16 protein-coding genes are annotated in these 17,380 nt (G+C 68.2%); 13 read left to right on the top strand and 3 right to left on the bottom strand.

Annotation, left to right across the window (positions count from 1 at the left end; genetic code table 11):
• Window positions 1-117 precede the first annotated feature (117 nt).
• From AC5P8Z_RS00235 to AC5P8Z_RS00215, 5 genes are all read left to right on the top strand, one after another.
• Window positions 118-3,231, top strand: coding sequence for a response regulator (locus AC5P8Z_RS00235; protein ID WP_286071792.1), 3,114 nt, complete (start codon window positions 118-120; stop codon window positions 3,229-3,231).
• On the top strand, window positions 3,228-4,052 hold the full coding sequence (locus AC5P8Z_RS00230; RefSeq protein ID WP_286071793.1) for a CheR family methyltransferase: 825 nt from the start codon (window positions 3,228-3,230) through the stop codon (window positions 4,050-4,052). The genes AC5P8Z_RS00235 and AC5P8Z_RS00230 overlap by 4 nt, the downstream gene beginning before the upstream one ends.
• Window positions 4,052-4,627, top strand: a complete 576-nt coding sequence (locus AC5P8Z_RS00225) for a chemotaxis protein CheB (RefSeq protein ID WP_286071794.1) — start codon at window positions 4,052-4,054, stop codon at window positions 4,625-4,627. Before AC5P8Z_RS00230 ends, AC5P8Z_RS00225 begins: the two co-directional genes overlap by 1 nt.
• Window positions 4,624-5,757 (top strand): hybrid sensor histidine kinase/response regulator, encoded by a 1,134-nt coding sequence (locus tag AC5P8Z_RS00220; protein ID WP_495227686.1) that lies wholly within the window; start codon window positions 4,624-4,626, stop codon window positions 5,755-5,757. The genes AC5P8Z_RS00225 and AC5P8Z_RS00220 overlap by 4 nt, the downstream gene beginning before the upstream one ends.
• A gap of 83 nt (window positions 5,758-5,840) precedes the next feature.
• Complete coding sequence (locus tag AC5P8Z_RS00215; protein WP_495227685.1) at window positions 5,841-6,269, top strand: BLUF domain-containing protein; 429 nt, start codon at window positions 5,841-5,843, stop codon at window positions 6,267-6,269.
• A 15-nt stretch (window positions 6,270-6,284) separates the two neighbouring features.
• Here the strand turns inward: AC5P8Z_RS00215 and AC5P8Z_RS00210 are convergent, their stop codons facing one another.
• Window positions 6,285-6,605: an ArsR/SmtB family transcription factor gene (locus AC5P8Z_RS00210; RefSeq protein WP_286071797.1), complete on the bottom strand. Its 321-nt coding sequence runs from the start codon at window positions 6,603-6,605 to the stop codon at window positions 6,285-6,287.
• Window positions 6,606-6,691: 86 nt separating this feature from the next.
• Between AC5P8Z_RS00210 and AC5P8Z_RS00205 the strand changes: the two genes are divergently transcribed.
• The 3 genes from AC5P8Z_RS00205 (at window position 6,692) to AC5P8Z_RS00195 (ending at window position 8,659) form a co-directional block, all read left to right on the top strand.
• Entirely contained in the window at window positions 6,692-7,129 is a 438-nt protein-coding gene (locus AC5P8Z_RS00205) for a YeeE/YedE family protein (protein WP_286071798.1), read from the top strand.
• A complete protein-coding gene (locus AC5P8Z_RS00200; RefSeq protein ID WP_495227684.1) occupies window positions 7,126-7,539 on the top strand; it encodes a DUF6691 family protein in 414 nt (137 codons plus the stop codon). The genes AC5P8Z_RS00205 and AC5P8Z_RS00200 overlap by 4 nt, the downstream gene beginning before the upstream one ends.
• A 67-nt stretch (window positions 7,540-7,606) precedes the next feature.
• Window positions 7,607-8,659 carry a linear amide C-N hydrolase gene (locus AC5P8Z_RS00195; RefSeq protein ID WP_495227683.1) on the top strand — a complete coding sequence of 351 codons (1,053 nt, stop codon included), beginning with the start codon at window positions 7,607-7,609 and terminating at the stop codon, window positions 8,657-8,659.
• Here AC5P8Z_RS00195 and AC5P8Z_RS00190 read toward each other — a convergent pair.
• Window positions 8,656-9,432, bottom strand: coding sequence for a DUF6491 family protein (locus tag AC5P8Z_RS00190; RefSeq protein WP_495227682.1), 777 nt, complete (start codon window positions 9,430-9,432; stop codon window positions 8,656-8,658). The genes AC5P8Z_RS00195 and AC5P8Z_RS00190 overlap by 4 nt on opposite strands.
• Before the next feature lie 81 nt (window positions 9,433-9,513).
• Here AC5P8Z_RS00190 and AC5P8Z_RS00185 point away from each other — a divergent pair, with 81 nt between their 5' ends.
• The 5 genes from AC5P8Z_RS00185 to thrC all read left to right on the top strand — a co-directional run bounded on the left by AC5P8Z_RS00185 (window position 9,514) and on the right by thrC (window position 16,423).
• Window positions 9,514-10,209: a helix-turn-helix domain-containing protein gene (locus AC5P8Z_RS00185; protein WP_286071802.1), complete on the top strand. Its 696-nt coding sequence runs from the start codon at window positions 9,514-9,516 to the stop codon at window positions 10,207-10,209.
• A 174-nt stretch (window positions 10,210-10,383) separates the two neighbouring features.
• Window positions 10,384-11,334 carry a DMT family transporter gene (locus AC5P8Z_RS00180; protein WP_495227681.1) on the top strand — a complete coding sequence of 317 codons (951 nt, stop codon included), beginning with the start codon at window positions 10,384-10,386 and terminating at the stop codon, window positions 11,332-11,334.
• A 357-nt stretch (window positions 11,335-11,691) separates the two neighbouring features.
• Window positions 11,692-14,196: a bifunctional aspartate kinase/homoserine dehydrogenase I gene (gene thrA, locus AC5P8Z_RS00175; RefSeq protein WP_495227680.1), complete on the top strand. Its 2,505-nt coding sequence runs from the start codon at window positions 11,692-11,694 to the stop codon at window positions 14,194-14,196.
• The gene (locus tag AC5P8Z_RS00170) at window positions 14,193-15,107 is read left to right on the top strand and encodes a homoserine kinase (protein WP_286071805.1); all 915 of its coding nucleotides are present in this window, start codon (window positions 14,193-14,195) and stop codon (window positions 15,105-15,107) included. The genes thrA and AC5P8Z_RS00170 overlap by 4 nt, the downstream gene beginning before the upstream one ends.
• 29 nt (window positions 15,108-15,136) lie before the next feature.
• Entirely contained in the window at window positions 15,137-16,423 is a 1,287-nt protein-coding gene (gene thrC, locus AC5P8Z_RS00165; RefSeq protein ID WP_495227679.1) for a threonine synthase, read from the top strand.
• 86 nt (window positions 16,424-16,509) lie between these two features.
• Here thrC and AC5P8Z_RS00160 read toward each other — a convergent pair whose 3' ends face one another.
• Window positions 16,510-17,262: a Crp/Fnr family transcriptional regulator gene (locus AC5P8Z_RS00160; RefSeq protein ID WP_106549679.1), complete on the bottom strand. Its 753-nt coding sequence runs from the start codon at window positions 17,260-17,262 to the stop codon at window positions 16,510-16,512.
• Window positions 17,263-17,380: the final 118 nt, after the last annotated feature.

Genomic DNA, 17,380 nt, shown 5'->3' with positions numbered 1-17,380 from the left:
AGCTAGGCACTGCAGTGTGAAGGGTGTGTGCAGGTATGGCACGTGCCAATGGTCCTGTGCGGCTGAATGCGACACGGAGTACCATCACCCACCCTTCGTCTTCTGGAACCGACCTGCATGCGTCCTGGTGCGACTCCGCGTGACCGCTGGATCTGGATGGCCTCCGCTGTGCTGCTGGCCGCGACCATCGCGTTGGAACTCGTGGTCCCGCTGGGCTACGCCGTGTGGCTGGCCTATTTCCTGGCCGTGGGCGTCACGGTGTTCCAGCGCAGTGCGCGCGCTCCGTTCATCGTGGCGGCGGTCGCCTGCGTGCTGCTGGTCATCGGATTCAACATCGCGCCCGCCAGTTCCAATTCGGCGTTCTCGTTCGTCAACCGCAGCATCGGCGGCTGCGCGTTCCTGATGATCGCGCTGATTGTCTCGCGGGCCATCCAGGCGCGGCGGGAGGCAATGCGGGCACTGTGGCTGCAGGAGGCCGAGAACGCGGTGGCGATGAGCCTGCGCGGCGACCTCGGCCCGGAGCAGATCGCCGAGGCGGCAGCCACCAGCCTGGGCGCGCAACTGGAGGCCGACGTCGGTGCCGTATACCGGCTGGACGGGGGGCGGTTGCAGCTGACCGGTGGCCTGGCGTTGCCGTCCGGCATGCCGGCGTCGCTGGCATTGCAGGAGGGCGTAGCCGGGCAGGTGGCGAGGGACGAGCGCATCCGTCACCTCCAGGGGGGCGACGACGCGGAACTTGAACTGCAGACCAGCCTCGGGCGCCTGTCGGTGCGCGAGCGCATCCTCGCGCCGATCAGCAGTGACGGCAGCGTGGTCGGCATCATTGAGCTGGGACGCGCGCGGATGGGCGAGCAGCAGGATCTGGATCGCGAGCTGCTGAAGCGCTGTGGCGAGACGATCGGCATGGCCCTGCGCGCTTCGCTGCTGCGCGCACAGCTGGTCGTGCTGCTGGAAGAATCCCAGCGCCAGGGCGAGGAACTGCAGGCGCAGCAGGAAGAGCTGCGCGTGGCCAACGAAGAGCTGGAAGAGCAGAGCCGCAGCCTGCAGCAGTCGCAGAGCCATCTGGAAGAGCAGCAGGCCGAGCTGGAGCAGAGCAACGTGCAGCTGGAAGAGCGCACCCACGAGCTGGAAGCGCAGAAGCAGGCGCTGCTGGTCGCGCAGTCGCAGCTGGTGCGCAACAGCAACGAGCTGGCGGCGACGTCGCGCTACAAGTCCGAATTCCTGGCCAACATGTCGCACGAGCTGCGCACGCCGCTGAACAGCTCGCTGATCCTGGCCAAGCTGCTGGCCGACAACAAGGACGGCACGCTCACCGAGGAGCAGGTGAAGTACGCCCGCGCGATCCTGTCGTCCAACAACGACCTGCTGGCCCTGATCAACGACATCCTCGACCTGTCCCGCATCGAGGCCGGCCATGTCGAGCTGGCCGATGAGGTGGTGGTAGTGGACAGCGTGCTGCAGCGCCTGCGCGAGACGTTCGAGCCGATGGCGCGGCAGAAGGGCCTGGCCCTGCAGATCGAGGCGGACGCGCTGGCACCGAGCCAGCTGATGGCCGACAGCCAGCGCCTGCAGCAGATCCTGAAGAATCTTCTGGCCAATGCACTGAAGTTCACCGAGCACGGCAGGGTCAGCCTGCAGGTGCGCGCCGGTGGCAACGGTCGCATCCGCTTCGAGGTCAGTGACAGTGGCATCGGCATCGCACGCGAACAGCTGCAGGTCATCTTCGAGGCATTCCGCCAGGCCGATGGCAGCACCCGCCGCCGCTACGGCGGCACCGGCCTGGGGCTGTCGATCTCGCGCGACCTGGCCGAACGCATGGGTGGCAGCATCCAGGTCGACAGTGAACCGGGGCGTGGTAGCTGCTTCATTCTGGAGCTGCCCTTGCAGGGCGCACCTGCAGCGGGCTCGACCGACATCGCCGCGGTCCCCGCGGCATCGGCAGCCCTGGCCCCGGCCCCGGCCGTGGCGCAGGCAGCGCCGATGCCGGCAACCGCTGTGCCTGCGGCGAACGCGTTTACGTCCGGTGTGGCCGACGATCGTGGCCGCCGTCAGCGTGCAGGCCGGCTCATCCTGGCTGTGGAGGACGACGCCACCTTTGCCGAGGCCCTGGTGTCGCTCGCCCATGAGCTCGACTTCGACTGTGTGGTGGCGGGTACGGCGGAGGAAGCGCTGGCCCTGGCCAGCGAACTGCGTCCGAATGGCATCCTGCTCGACATCGGCCTGCCGGATGTGTCCGGCCTGAGTGTGCTGGAACGTTTGAAGCGCAATCCGGAGACCCGCCACATCCCGGTGCATGTGGTTTCGGCGATGGATCGCAGCCAGGTTGCGCGCGAACTGGGCGCGATCGGCTTTGCGATCAAGCCGACCACGCGCGAACGCCTGGTATCGGCCATCGAACAGCTGGAGCAGACCAGCCAGCGCGACGTGCGGCGCCTGCTGATCGTCGAGGACGACAACGAGCTGCGCCACAACCTGGAGCTGCTGCTGGGTCGCGACCAGCTGCAGATCGTGGCGGTCGGTACGCTGGCCGCCGCGCTGGAGCAGCTCAGCAACGTCACCTTCGACTGCATGGTGATGGACCTGTCGCTGCCTGACGGCAGCGGCTACGACCTGCTCGAGCACATGGCCGGCAATGACGACGTTGGCTTCCCGCCGGTGATCGTCTACACCGGCCGCGCGCTCAGCCGTGAGGAAGAACAGCGCCTGCGCCGCTATTCGAAGAGCATCATCATCAAGGGCGCGCGCTCTCCAGAGCGCCTGCTGGATGAAGTGACCCTGTTCCTGCACAGCGTGGAAGCCAGCCTGCCCACCGACCAGCAGCGTCTGCTGCGCGAAGCACGTCGCCGCGACACCGTGCTCGACGGGCGCACCGTGCTGCTGGCCGAGGACGATGTGCGCAACATTTTCGCGCTGTCCAGCGTGCTTGAGCCGCTCGGCGTCACCCTGGAAATCGCCCGCAATGGCCAGGAGGCGGTGGATCGCCTGGCCGAACGCGAGGTCGACCTGGTGCTGATGGACATCATGATGCCGGAGAAGGATGGGCTGGCCGCCATGCGCGAGATCCGCGCGCAGCGCCACCTGCAGGATCTGCCGATCATCGCCCTGACCGCCAAGGCCATGCCCGACGATCGCGAGCGCTGCCTTCAGGCCGGCGCCAATGACTACATCGCCAAGCCCATCGACGTCGACAAGCTGGTCTCGCTGTGCCGCGTCTGGTGCTCGCGGCAATGAACGAGCAGGCACTGTTCGACCTGGAACTGAAGGTCCTGCTGGAAGCGCTGTACCAGCGCTACCACTACGATTTCCGCAGCTATGCAGTGTCGTCGCTGCGCCGGCGCATGCGCCAGGCCATGCAGCGCTACGAGTGCGAGCGGCTGGCCGATCTGCAGCACCGCCTGCTGCACGAGCCGGACCTGTTCGCCCAGGCGATGCAGTTCTTCACCGTGCAGGTCTCTGAGATGTTCCGCGACCCGGCCTATTTCCGTGAGCTGCGCGAACAGGTAGTGCCGGTGCTGCGCACCTATCCCTCGGTGAAGCTGTGGGTGGCCGGCTGCAGCACCGGCGAGGAAGTCTGGTCGCTGGCGATCCTGCTGCACGAGGAGGGACTGCTCGAGCGCAGCATCGTCTATGCGACCGACATCAACCCGGCGGCGCTGGCCACGGCCGAAGCCGGGGCTTACGGCATCGACCGGATGGCCCAGTTCAGCCGCAACTACCTGGCCGCCGGTGGCACCGCGTCGCTGTCCGACTACTACGCCACCGCCTACGATGGCGCGGTGTTCGACCGCCAGCTGCGCCGCAACGTGGTGTTCGCCGATCACAGCCTGGCCACCGATACCGTGTTCTCTGAAGTGCATCTGGTGTCGTGCCGCAACGTGCTGATCTATTTCAACCGCGATCTGCAGGACCGCGCCGTGGGCCTGTTCCGCGATGCGCTGGTGCATCGGGGCTTCCTCGGCCTGGGCAGCAAGGAATCGCTGCAGTTCGGTCGCCACCACGATGCCTTCGAGGTCTGTTCGCGCGAGCACCGCCTGTATCGGAAGGTGGCCTGATGGCTGCGCCGGCATGTCCCGCGCTGCTGGTGATCGGCGCGTCGGCCGGCGGTGTTGCCGCGCTGCAGACCGTCCTCGGTGCATTGCCGGCCGGGCTGTCGGCGCCGGTACTGGCCGTGCTGCACCTGCCGCGTGACCGCACCAGCCGCATCGCCGAAGTGCTGGCGCCGTACTGCGCGCTGCCGGTGCGCGAAGCCGAGGACAAGCAGCCGCTGCAGCCCGGTTCGGTGACCTTCGCGCCACCGGACTACCACCTGCTGGTGGAGGACGCCGGTTCGCTGGCGTTGTCGGTGGACGCGCCGGTGCTGTTTTCGCGCCCGGCCATCGATCCGCTGTTCGAATCGGCCGCAGCTGTGTTCGGCGCGCGCGTGCTGGCCCTGCTGCTGACCGGCGCCAGCAGCGATGGCAGCGAAGGCGTTGCTGCGGTGCGTGCGGCCGGTGGCCATGCCTGGCTGCAGTGTCCCGAGGAGGCCGAGGCATCGATGATGCCGGCGTCCGCCCTGCAATACGCCGGCGCCGACGCCGTGCTGCCCCTTGAATTGATGTGTCGCCGCCTGAAGGAGTTGTTTGCATGAACCTGCTGCCACCGGACCCTGCGCAGTCGCAGACCCCGGTCAACCTGCTGATCGTCGATGACGTACCGCAGAACCTGGTAGCCATGCAGGCCCTGCTGCAGCGCGAAGGGGTCAACCTGCTGCTGGCCGGTTCGGGCGCGCAGGCGCTGGAATTGTTGCTGGAGCACGAAGTGGCCCTGGCTCTGCTCGACGTGCACATGCCGGAGATCGATGGCTTCACCCTGGCCGAGCTGATGCGGGGTTCGCATCGCAGTCGCGATGTGCCGATCATCTTCCTGACCGCCTCGCCGGATGATCCGCTGCGCGTATTCAAGGGCTATGAAACCGGTGCGGTCGATTTCCTGCACAAGCCGGTGGCGCCGCAGGTCATCCTCAGCAAGGTCAATGTGTTCATCGAGCTGTACCAGCAGCGGCAACTGCTGAAGGCGCGCAACGAGGCGCTGGAGCGTGCGCTCAAGCTCAACGAGACGATGGCAGCGGTGCTGACCCACGACCTGCGTACGCCGCTGTCGGCCATCCTGTTGTGTGCCGACAAGCTGGCGCTGGACCTTCCCGGAGACAACACCGGCGCGCAGCAGACGCTGCAGTACCTGGAGGCCAGCACCCTGCGCATGGCACGCATGGTCGAGCAGCTGCTGGACTTCTCGCGGATCCGCAGCGGCGGCCTGCGCCTGCAGGCCAGTGCCTGCGATCTGGCCGACGTGACCCGCGCAGTGGTGGCCGAGGCGGGCAGTGCGCATGGACCGGACCGGATCCACCTGGACATGCAGGGAGATACGCGCCTGCAGGGCGATCTGGATCGCCTCGGCCAGGTCGCTGCCAATCTGGTCGGCAATGCGCTGACCCACGGCAGCGAGGCGAGGGTGGACGTGGATGGGCGCGATCCGCGCGCCGTGCTGCTGAGGGTCAGCAATGCGGGCCAGATCGACGAGGCGTTGCTGCCGCGGTTGTTCGAGCCGTTCAAGGCCAGCTTCCACCAGAGCAAGGGCCTGGGCCTGGGCCTGTACATCGTCGACCAGTTCGTGCGCGCGCATGGCGGCCGTATCGCCGCACGCAACGAAGCGGGGCAGGTGGTGTTCGAAGCGGTGCTGCCACGGCGCTTTGACGGCGCGGCGGCGACCGCAGCCTGAATCCTTCAGGCAGGGTGGCCCGGTAGTGAGACGAGCGCGCCCGCAACTGCTACTGTGGGCGCACCTCCTGCCAGGGAAGCGCCATGCCCTTGCGCGCCATCGCCTACGTCAGCCGGGCGTTGCCGGATCTTTCCGCCGAGCGCCTGCAGGAGGTGGTCGAGGACGCGGCACGTTTCAACAGGCTGGCCGGGGTGACCGGGGTGCTGCTGCATGACGGAGAGCGTTTCCTGCAGTACATCGAGGGGCCGCCGGACGGCATCGATTCGGTCTACGAGCGCATCCTGCAGGCCGGCAGCCATATCGACATCATCGAACTGGCGCGCGGCCGACTCGGCCAGCGTCAGTTTCCGTACTGGTCGATGCGTTCGTTGCCGGTGAATGCCGCGCTGTTGCGCCAGTTGTCGTCCAGCGACTGGTCGGGTTTCGCCCGCACGCTGGAGGGAGATCGTGCCGCGCCGACGCCGGTGGACCTGCTCGACGACGTCGTGCAGCCGGTGGTGCACGCCAGCTGAGCGTGTGCCGGCGGGTCAGCCGGCCGGGGCCCCGCAGTAGGCCGCGTGCAGTGCGTGCAGCACGCCCAGCGCGGGCCCTTCAACCACCCGGTAGTGGATCGCCTGCGCTTCGCGCCGGGTCGCCACGATGTCCAGCTCGCGCAGCACTGCCAGATGCTGTGACAGCGCCGATGCACTCAGCCCGGTCAGGGCCTGCAGCTCCGGTACGGGGGCCTCCCCTTCCACCAGGCGGCACAGCACGCGCAGGCGTGCCGGGTGGGCCAGGCGCTTGAGCAGGGCGGCCGCCTGCGTGGCATGTTCGGCCATCGCAGTGCTGTCGAGTTCGGCGCCGGGCATGGTTGACCTTTGTGTTTAGAAAAAGCTAATTTAGAAAAATCTAAATAAAAGGGCAAGCCAATGAATGCGACCGATGGAGGTGCGGCATGAGTCTGCCGTGGACGGCAGTGGCGGGCGGCGCGCTGATCGGGGCGGCAGCGGTCGTGCTGCTCGCTGCCACCGGGCGCGTGGCCGGAATCAGTGGGATCGCCGCGGGCACGCTGCGCGCAGGGCCGGGCGAACGTGCCTGGCGCTGGTCGTTTCTGCTTGGCCTGCTTGGCGCTGCAGGTCTCACGCTGTGGTGGCAGCACCTGCCCGGTACCGCGCCACGCATGTTGCTGCGCGATGCCATGCCCGCCTGGCAGCTGGTCGGCGCCGGCCTGCTGGTCGGCTTCGGTACGCGGCTGGGCAATGGCTGCACGAGTGGTCACGGCGTCTGCGGCATGGCCCGTGGTTCGAAGCGATCGCTGGTGGCCGTGCTGGTATTCATGGCCTGCGCGATGCTGACCACCTTCCTGATCCGCCACGGCGGAGGTCTGGCGTGAGTCGCGCGGTAACGGCCGCTGCGCTGGCGGGTGCACTGTTCGGCGCGGGGCTGGCGCTTTCGGGAATGACTGACGCGCGCCGTGTGCTTGGCTTCCTCGACATCACGGGCGATTTCGATGCCACGTTGATGTGGGTACTGGGCTCGGCGCTGCTGGTCAGTGCAGTCGGCCAGCGCTGGGTACTGCGACGACGGCAGCCGCTGTACGCGGACCGCTTCCAGTTGCCTGCCGCCCGGGCCGTCGATGCGCGCCTGTTGCTGGGTGCCGCGCTGTTCGGCATCGGCTGGGGCTGGGCAGGCTATTGCCCCGGTCCTGCCATCGCCGGGTTGGCGGTGGCATCCCGTGAAGCGTTGTGGTTCGTACCCGCGATGCTTGCAGGATTCTGGCTGCACGACCGCTTCCTCCGCTGAGGCTTCACTCCTGTGTCACCGCCCTTGCGGTCCTATGCACGGACCACGGGGAAAGGAGCGCAACGAGATGGCACGGATGACGTGGATGGGACGGACGGCGCTGGCCGTCGCGCTGGCTGCGGTGGTTGCGCCGGCAATGGCATGCACCCGCGCGGTGTATCTGGGCGACAACGGTGATGTGATCACCGCGCGCTCGATGGACTGGAAGGTCGATGTGGCGACCAACCTCTACGTACTGCCGCGTGGCATCGCGCGTACCGGCCAGGCTGGCCCGAAGTCGTTGACCTGGACCGCGCGCTACGGTTCGGTGGTGGCCACCGGCTACGATGTGTCGACCACCGATGGCATGAACGAAAAGGGCCTGGTGGCCAACCTGCTGTGGCTGGTCGAATCGGAATATCCGCAGCAGCGCGGCAACAAGCCGGGCCTGGCGATTTCGCTGTGGGCGCAGTATGTGCTGGACAACTTCGCCACGGTGGACGAGGCAGTGGCGGCGCTGAAGCGCGAACCGTATTCAATCGTCACCGACAAGGTGCCCGGCGAGGATCGCCAGGCGACGCTGCACCTGTCGCTGTCCGATGCCAGTGGCGACAGTGCCATCGTCGAGTACATAGGCGGTCGCCAGGTGATCCACCATGACCGGCGCTACCAGGTGATGACCAACTCGCCGATCTTCGAGCAGCAGCTGGCGCTCAACACCTACTGGCAGCAGATCGGTGGCACGGTGATGCTGCCGGGCACCAACCGTTCCGCCGACCGCTTCGCGCGCGCGTCCTTCTACATCAACGCCATTCCCAAGGCCGAAGACCCGGTCGTGGCGCTGGCCAGCGTGTTCAGCGTGATCCGCAATACTTCGGTGCCCTACGGCATCACCACGCCGGGCGAGCCGAACATTTCATCCACGCGCTGGCGCACCGTGGCCGACCACAAGCGGAGGTTGTACTTCTTCGAATCCGCACTGACCCCGAACACGTTCTGGGTCGATCTGAACAAGGTCGATTTCGGCGGCAAGGTGCTCAAGCTGGACCTTGGCCCGGACCAGCGCAATACCTTCTCAGGTGATGCACTGGGCCAGTTCGTGCCCAGCGCACCATTCACCTTCCTCGGCGTCGAAGGTTAGTTCGACGCCTGGCTGGCAGCCGGATACACCGCCTGGATCGTGCAGCTGCCGCGGGTGTACTGCGGCAGCGGTGCCAGTGAGGGATTGCGCAGGTCGCCGTCTTCGAAATCGGCAGTGAGGATGCGATCGCCAGGATTGCCGCAGATCATGCCGTTCTGCATGCCGGAACGGAAGCTCAACTGTGGCGCCCGGTCGAGCTGGCGGCAATGGCTGCCCAGTTCTACGCGGTAGTAGCGATGGCCGCCATTGCGACGCGGGTTGGTTTCCACCAGCATGCCCTGCGGGTCGGACGCCCAAGCACGCACGTTGCGGGCCGCGAAGCAGTAGGACGCCGAGCCGCCAAAGCCGCGGCGGACCTCCTTGCGCTCACGGATGGTCATGGCGGGCAGGGTGGCGGTGCGCAGGCGATCGCTGTCGCGGGCCACGCTGGCAAAGTCCCGGTTCTCTACCGGCGTGACCGCGCTGACGGCGCAGCTGCGGCCATCGACCACGACGCGCTCGCTGGGGCGACCGCAAGCCCAGCCCGCAGGCGCTTCCAGCTTCAAGGTGGTGGCCGCGCGGACGCCGGGGCAATCCTCGCTGAAATCGATGCGATAGGCCTGGCCGGAGGCGGCGCGCAGGGCGATCGAACGCGGTGATGCCTGCTCCACTTCCTGGACACCGACAGCGTCCATGCAATGCGGGGCCGGTGGCGTACGTTCCTGCGCGGAGGCCGTCGCGGCCAGCGCCAGGCCAAGACTGGCGAACACCTGATACAGATGCGGATGGGTCATGACCTGCACTCCCTGCGTTGGATGACGCATCGACTATAGCAGCGGTTTGCGCGGCCGTTGTTACACGCGCACACTGCCCGGATGGGCGCCATCTTCCACCTGCGGCACTACGGCCAGGCCACCGGCCTGGACCGCCATGACTATGCGCAGTGGGTGCTGCCGCTGCAGGGAGAGCTGCAGTTCGAGATGGAAGGGCGCGGTGGCCGCCTGGACCTGCTGCAGGGCGCTTTCGTCGCGGCCGGTGAAGCGCATGACCAGATGGCCGATGGCCCGAATGGTTTCGTGATCGTGGATTGTGCGCCGGGCGTGCTCGATGACGCCACCCAGGAACACCTGTGCCGCCAGCGCTGGCTGCACCTGCCGCTGGCGCTGCGCCGAAGCCTGGCCGATGTACAGGCCGGGCGGCCCATGCCGGCGCTGCTGCCGCAGTTGCTGCAGGCCTTTGCACCTGCCGGCAGTGGCGCTCGCATGCAGGGGCTGTGTGCGGCGGTGCGGGCCGAGCCGGGGCAGGCGTGGCCGGTGGCGCGCATGGCCGTGTTCGTGGGTGTCAGCGAGAGCCGGTTGCACGCGTTGTTCCAGCGGGAGTTCGGGCTCAGTCCGCAGGCCTGGCTCAGTGCGTGCCGGTTGCGCTGGGCCAAGCACCAGCTGCGCGCCAGCACCGCGTCGATCAGCGACATCGCGCTCGCTGCAGGCTATTCCGAGCAGAGCGCACTGACCCGCGCGCTGCGCCGCGAGTGCGGCCAGACCCCTGCCGCATGGCGCCGGGGTGCCATCTGATCTGTAGCGCCGAGCCCACGCTCGGCTGCCGTTATCTACACAGCGGGCAATCGCAGCCGGGCATGGGCTCGGCTCTACAGATCAGCGGCAGCGCAGGGCAGTAGCCTGGGTCAAGAGCGCCCGCTGGCCAGCGCTTACACTGCGCGGCCTGTTCTCTCCCCCCGAAGAACCCGAATGCGCAACAACCCGATGGCCCTGGGCATCGCCAATGGCGTTGCTGCCGGCGCGCTGTGGGGCGTGGTCTTTCTCGCGCCCGCCGTGCTGCAGTCCTTCAATGCCCTGCAACTATCGGCCGGCCGCTATCTGGTCTATGGCCTGATCGCGGTGGTGCTGCTGTTGCCGCGCTGGAAACGGCTGGCGACGAAGCTTGGCCGCGCCGAATGGATCGGCCTGCTATGGCTGAGCCTGGCCGGCAACCTGGTGTACTTCCTGCTGCTGGCCACCGCCGTGCAATGGGCCGGTGGTGCGGCGGCGTCGCTGATCGTCGGCCTGATTCCGGTGGTGGTCACCCTGGTCGGCGTGCGTGAGCAGGGCGCGGTGCCGCTGAAGCAGCTGCTGCCGGCGCTGGGCCTGTGCGTGCTCGGCGTGGCCCTGGTCGGCTGGGAAGCCCTGATGTCCGAGCACCTGGCAACCCCGTGGCGGCAGCGCCTGATCGGCCTGTTATGCGCGTTCGGTGCGCTGTTCTCGTGGGCGCTGTACTCGATCGGCAACAGCCGCTGGCTGGCGCGACGGCCGGACCTGTCCAGCCACGACTGGTCACTGCTGACCGGCGTCACCACCGGCGGCCTGGCCCTGCTGCTGGTGCCGATGGCCCTCATCGGCGACACCGGCAGCCATTCGGCGGCGCAATGGAGCGGGTTCTGGGCGATCAGTGCCGGTGTGGCAGTGGTGGCCTCGATCCTCGGCAACGCATTCTGGAACCGGGCCAGTCGCCTGCTGCCACTGACGCTCACCGGGCAGATGATCGTGTTCGAAACCCTGTTCGCGCTGCTGTACGCCTTCGCCTGGCAGCGGCGTTGGCCGACGCTGCTGGAGGCGCTGGCAATCGTGTTCCTGGTGGCGGGCGTGATGCTGTGCGCGCATGCACATCGCACGCCGCGGGCAATCGCCGAACATGCCGGCTGAATAGGGTCAGCAAGCGTGCTGATGTCGACTTTGTCTCAGTTGCAACCAAATGCCGGCACGTTGACCGATGATCGCCGCAGCGGATTTTTGCACCGCAGCACTTGACAGCCGCCCGGCGCGCAGTGTTTTCTGTACGCCATGGTCCTTGATGCCGCCCACGCCAGCCTGATCGCCCCCGCCACTGCGGGCCGTTCGACTGCGCCGGTCGCCACCACCACCATTACCACCACCACCGTCACCACTCGCCTGGTGCGGCCCGTCGTCTTCGTGTAACTCCCGAAAACCACGGCCCCGCACCATCCAGGTGGCGGGGAGACTCGACACCTGCATGCGACGGGGCCTCCTGCCGAGGTCTGCATGTCTTCCCACGCCCCCGCCCATCCCGTTGCCCTGGCCGATTTGGCTGCGCCGTCCACTGTCGTGCACAAGTTCGGCGGCACCTCGGTGGCCGATGCCGAACGCTATCGCCATGTTGCCGGCCTGCTGCTGGCCCGTCCCGAATCGCTGCAGGTCACTGTCGTCTCGGCGATGAAGGGCGTCACCGACGCCTTGATCGAGCTGGCGCAGCTGGCGGCCAAGGGCGATGAGGGCTGGCGCGAGGCCTGGCACGCGTTGCGCGCCCGTCATCGCGGCGCTGCCGTGGCGCTGCTCGGCGAGCAGGTGGGCGACACCGTGGACTGGATCGATGCCCGCTTCGACCAGCTCGCCGAAGTGCTGGCAGCGCTGGCGGTGATCGGCGAGCTGCCCGGCGAGGTGCTCGACCGTGTGCAGGGCCTGGGCGAAGTGTTTTCCGCTCAGCTGCTCGGCACGCATCTGCGCGCGCTGGGCGAAGACTGCGCAGTACTCGACGCGCGTGACGTGTTGGTGGTCGGGCACGGCGAACTCGGCGTGGATGTCGACTGGGAAGCCAGCGCTGACCGCTTGGCCAGATGGCGCCTGCAGCATCCCCAGTCGCGCCTGGTCGCCACCGGCTTCGTGGCCCGTGACCGCCATGACCGCATCACCACGCTCGGCCGCAACGGCAGCGACTACTCCGGTGCGATCTTCGCCGCGCTGTTCAATGCCGATGAGCTGCACATCTGGACCGATGTCGACGGCGTGCTGTCGGCCGACCCGCGGCTGGTGCCCGAGGCGGTGCAGCTGGAATCGCTGAGTTACGACGAAGCCTGCGAACTGGCCTACTTCGGCGCCAAGGTGGTGCATCCGCAGACGATGTCGCCAGCGATCCGCCTGGGCCTGCCGATCTTCATCCGCAACACGTTCCAGCCGGCGCATCCGGGTACGCGCATCTCTGCCGAGCGCTCGCCGCGTGGGCCGGTGAAGGGGCTGACCCTGAGCCCCGGGCTGGCGCTGCTGAACCTGGAAGGCACCGGCTTGATCGGTGTACCCGGTACGGCCGAGCGCGTGTTCGCGGCCCTGCGCCAGGCACAGGTGTCGGTGGTGATGATCTCGCAGGGGTCTTCGGAGCATTCGATCTGCTGCGTGGTGCGGGTCGCCGAGGCCGCACGCGGTCGCGAGGCGCTGCTGCACGCATTCGCGCACGAGCTGTCGGTGGGCCAGGTGCAGCGCGTGCAGGTCAGCGAGGGCGTCAGCGTACTGGCCGCGGTCGGCGACGGCATGGCCGGCCAGCCCGGTGTGGCGGCGCGGCTGTTCGAGGCACTGGGGCGTGCGCGGGTGAACATCCTGGCGATCGCGCAGGGCTCGTCGGAGCGCAACATTTCGGTGGCGGTGGACAGTGCCGACGCCACCCGGGCATTGCGTGCTGCACATGCCGGCTTCTGGCTGTCGCCGCAGACGTTTGCGGTGGGCGTGATCGGGCCGGGCAATGTCGGCGCGGCACTGCTGGACCAGCTGCTGGCGGCACGCCCGCAGCTGCTGGCCAAGGCCAATGTCGACCTGCGCCTGCGTGCGCTGGCCTCGCGCTCGCGCATGCGGCTGGAAGTGGACGGCCTGCATGCCGATTGGCGGGAGGCACTGCAGGAAGCGGGCGAGTGCAGCGACCTGGATCGTTTCACCGAACACCTGCTGGCCGCGCACCTGCCGCACGCGGTGGTGATCGATTGCAGTGGCAGCGCTGACGTGGCCGAGCGCTACGAGGGCTGGCTGGCGGCCGGCATCCATGTGGTCACCCCGAACAAACAGGCCGGTGCCGGGCCGCTGCCGCGCTACCAGCGCATCCGCGCCGCCGCGGCGGCCAGTGGCGCACGCTTCCGCTACGAGGCCACGGTGGGTGCGGGCCTGCCGGTAATCACCACGCTGCGTGATCTGGTGGATACGGGCGACGAGGTGCTGGCGATCGAGGGTATTTTCTCCGGTACGCTGGCTTGGCTGTTCAACCGCTTCGACGGCAGCCAGCCGTTTTCTTCGCTGGTCGCGCAGGCGCGTTCGATGGGCTACACCGAGCCGGACCCGCGCGATGACCTGTCCGGCGTGGACGTGGCACGCAAGCTGGTGATCCTGGCGCGCGAGGCCGGCCACGCGCTCAGTCTGGAGCAGGTGCAGGTAGAAAGCCTGGTGCCGGCACTGCTGCGCGCGGGCGGTGTGGATGACTTCATGGCGCGGCTGGGCGAGTCCGATGCCAGCCTGCTGCAGCGGTTGCACGATGCGCGGGCGCGCGGTGCCGTGCTGCGCTATGTGGCACGGCTGGGCGCCGATGGTGCTTCGGTCGGCCTGCAGGAACTGCCCGCCGATCACGCCTTCGCCAACCTGCGCCTGACCGACAACGTGGTGCAGTTCCGTACCCGCCGATACTGCGACAACCCGTTGGTGGTGCAGGGGCCGGGCGCTGGCCCGGAAGTGACCGCCGCCGGTGTGTTCGCCGACCTGCTGCGGGTGGCCGCCGGTGAAGGAGCACGCCTGTGATCGCACGTGCGTTCGCGCCTGCGTCGGTGGCCAATGTTGCAGTGGGCTTCGACATTCTTGGTCATGCCATCGCCGGTGTTGGCGATACGGTGAGCGTTCGCCGCATCGATGAACCGGTGGTGCGCATCGAGGCGATCCGTGGCAGCGCGGTCGAGCTGCCGTTGGAAGCGGCCGGCAATACGGCTGGAGCTGCGTTGATCTCACTGCGCGAGCAGCTGGGGCTGGCGTTCGGCTTTGCGATCGAGATCGACAAGGGCATCCCATTTGGCTCGGGCATGGGCGGATCGGCGGCGTCATGCGTGGCGGCGCTGGTGGCCGCCAACGCGCTGCTGGATGCGCCACTGTCGCGCGAGGCGCTGTACCCGTTCGCGCTGGATGGCGAGGCGGTGGCCAGCGGGGGCCGCCACGGTGACAACGTGGGTCCGTTGCTGCTGGGTGGTCTCGCGCTGTGCACCGCCGACCGCCTGCTGCCGATTCCGGTGCCGGCCAACTGGCACAGCCTGCTGGTGCATCCGCACGCGGTGCTGGAAACACGGCGCGCGCGCCAGGCGTTGCAGGGTAGCTACGCGCTGGGTGAGTTCGTGGCACAGAGTGCGAACCTCGCGCTGGTACTCAGCGGTTGCCATCGCAGCGACGCCGCGCTGGTCCGTGCCGGCCTGCGCGATGTGCTGGTGGAGCCGCGACGCGCCGGCCTGATTGCGGGCTTCGAGGCCGCACGCGATGCGGCGCTGTCTGCCCATGCGATGGGCGCGGGCATTTCGGGCGCGGGCCCCAGCGTGTTTGCCTGGTTCGAGGACGCCGACCAGGCCCGCGCCGCTGCGGTACCGGTGCAGGCCGCCTTCGCTGCCGCCGGTTTCGGCAGCGATGCCTGGGTGTCGCCGCTGGACGCGTCGGGAGCCCGGCTGTGCTGAATCCTTCTCCCTTACTGGATACCCAACCCATGCAATTTGTTTCGACCCGCGGCCAGTCTCCGGCCGTTGGCCTCAGTGCGGCCATCGCCGCAGGACTGGCGCCTGATGGTGGGCTTTATGTGCCCCAGGTGCTGCCGATGCCGCGTGAGCTGCAGGCGGGTGCGACGCTGGCCGATACCGCCACCGATCTGCTGGCACCGTTCTTTGCCGGCGATGCGCTGGCGTCCGCGCTGTCGTCAATCTGCCATGAAGCCTTCGACTTCCCGGTGCCGCTGCGCCCGCTCGGCGATGGCGACCACGTACTGGAGCTGTTCCATGGGCCGACGGCGGCGTTCAAGGATATCGGCGCGCGTTTCCTGGCCGGTACGTTGTCGCGGCTGCAGGCTGGCCAGGATCGCGACCTGACGATCGTCGTCGCCACCTCCGGCGATACCGGTGCCGCGGTGGCGGCGGCGTTCCATCGCCAGCCCGGCGTGCGGGTGGTGGTGCTGTATCCGGATGGCCGCGTGTCACCGCGCCAGGCACACCAGCTCGGCTGCTTCGGAGACAACATCCAGGCGCTGCGCGTGGCCGGTGCGTTCGACGACTGCCAAGCGATGGTCAAGCAGGCGCTGGCTGACCGCGAACTGCAGGCGCAGGTGCCGCTGAGCTCGGCCAACAGCATCAGCCTGGGTCGCTTGCTGCCGCAGATGAGCTACTACGCGCATGCGGCACTGACCCATCATGCTGAAACCCGTCGCCGGCTCAACCTGGTGGTGCCGACCGGCAACCTTGGCAATGCCATGGCCGCGGTGCTGGCGCGCGCGTTGGGCGTGCCGATCGGGCAGATCGTGCTTGCGACCAATGCCAACGCGGTGCTGCCGGCGTACTTCAATGGCGGTGACTACCAGCCGCAGGCCAGCGTGGCCACCGTGGCCAATGCCATGGACGTGGGCGCGCCGAGCAACTTCGAGCGCCTGCGCTGGCTTTACCACGGCGATGACGCCGAGCTGCGTGCGGCGTTCCGTGCGTTCGCGGTGGACGACGTGACCATTCGTGCCACCATCGCCAGTGCGCATGCGAGCCGTGGTGAGCTGTTCTGCCCGCACACGGCGACGGCGGTGAAGGTGCTGCAGGACCTGCGTGCGCGCGGCGCCAAGGGTGACTGGGCCGTGGTGGCCACTGCGCATCCGGCCAAGTTCGAAGCAGTGGTCGAGCCGTTGATCGGCGAAGCGGTGGCGGTGCCGCCGGCGCTGGATGCACTGTTGCAGCGGCCTGCGCACGCGGAACCGTTGGCCGCGGAGTATGCGGCGTTGCGCGAGGTGTTGTTGGGTTGAGCAGGAGCCACCGGGCATGGCCCGGCGCTGCCGAAGGTCAGCGAGCGGGGCAGCGCCGGGCCATGCCCGGCGAGCGCAGGCGGAGGTCAGGCCAGGCCTTCGCCCGCCAGTCCGCGCAGTCCGTCCTCGTCGAGGATCTCCACCACATTAAGGTGGGGCAGGGCGATCAGCCCCTGCTGGCGAAGCTTGGTGAAGGTGCGGCTGACCGTTTCCATGGTCAGGCCCAGGTGGTCGGCGATATCGCCACGGCCCATCGGCAGCGAGACGCGCAGGCCATCGCCGCCCAGCTTGGCCTCGCGCGCAGCCAGGCGCAGCAGGAAGTCGGCCAGTTTCTCGGCCGGCTGCAGGCGCGCCAGTGCCAGCGCGGCGTCCTGTGCAGCGTCCAGCTCCTGGCAGGCACGCTGCAGCAGCTTGCGCTCCAGATGCGGGAAGCGGCTGCGCAGCGCCTTCATCTGTGGCAGCGCGACGCGGCACACGCGGCTGTCGGCGATGGCCTCGATGTCGTAGCGGTGGTGGTCACTGCCGCTCAGCCCCAGGTAGTCGCCGGGCAGCACGAAGCCGTTGATCTGGCGGCGGCCGTCGGCCAGGGTGCGCACCAGGCGCAGTGCGCCGCCGGTCAATGTATAGACATGCTGGCGCTCTTCGCCGGTACGGGCCAGCGTGCTGCCCATCGACACCTGCTGCGAAACAGTGACCTGCTCCAGCGCCTGCACTTCATCGGGCGACAGCGCCGAGCACACCGCAAGGTGGCGAACCGAGCAGTGCAGGCAGTCCAGCGTGGTGCAGGACGGCGAGGCGGGATCGTTGGTGGCGGGCGGGGCGCCGGAAGGCCGTGACATGTTGCGGGGGCGTATCGCGGGCGGGGAGGGCCTTATGATACTTCAAGCGGCCGTTCGACCTTGCCGGAGGCGGGGGCGCTAGAATGTCGCCCCCTCCCACGTCCCGTTCCAGCAGGAG

The organism is Stenotrophomonas sp. YJH_SMC_17, assembly GCF_059371655.1.
Note: the sequence above shows the minus strand (reverse complement) of the source record. Positions and strands in the feature narration are given on the sequence as shown.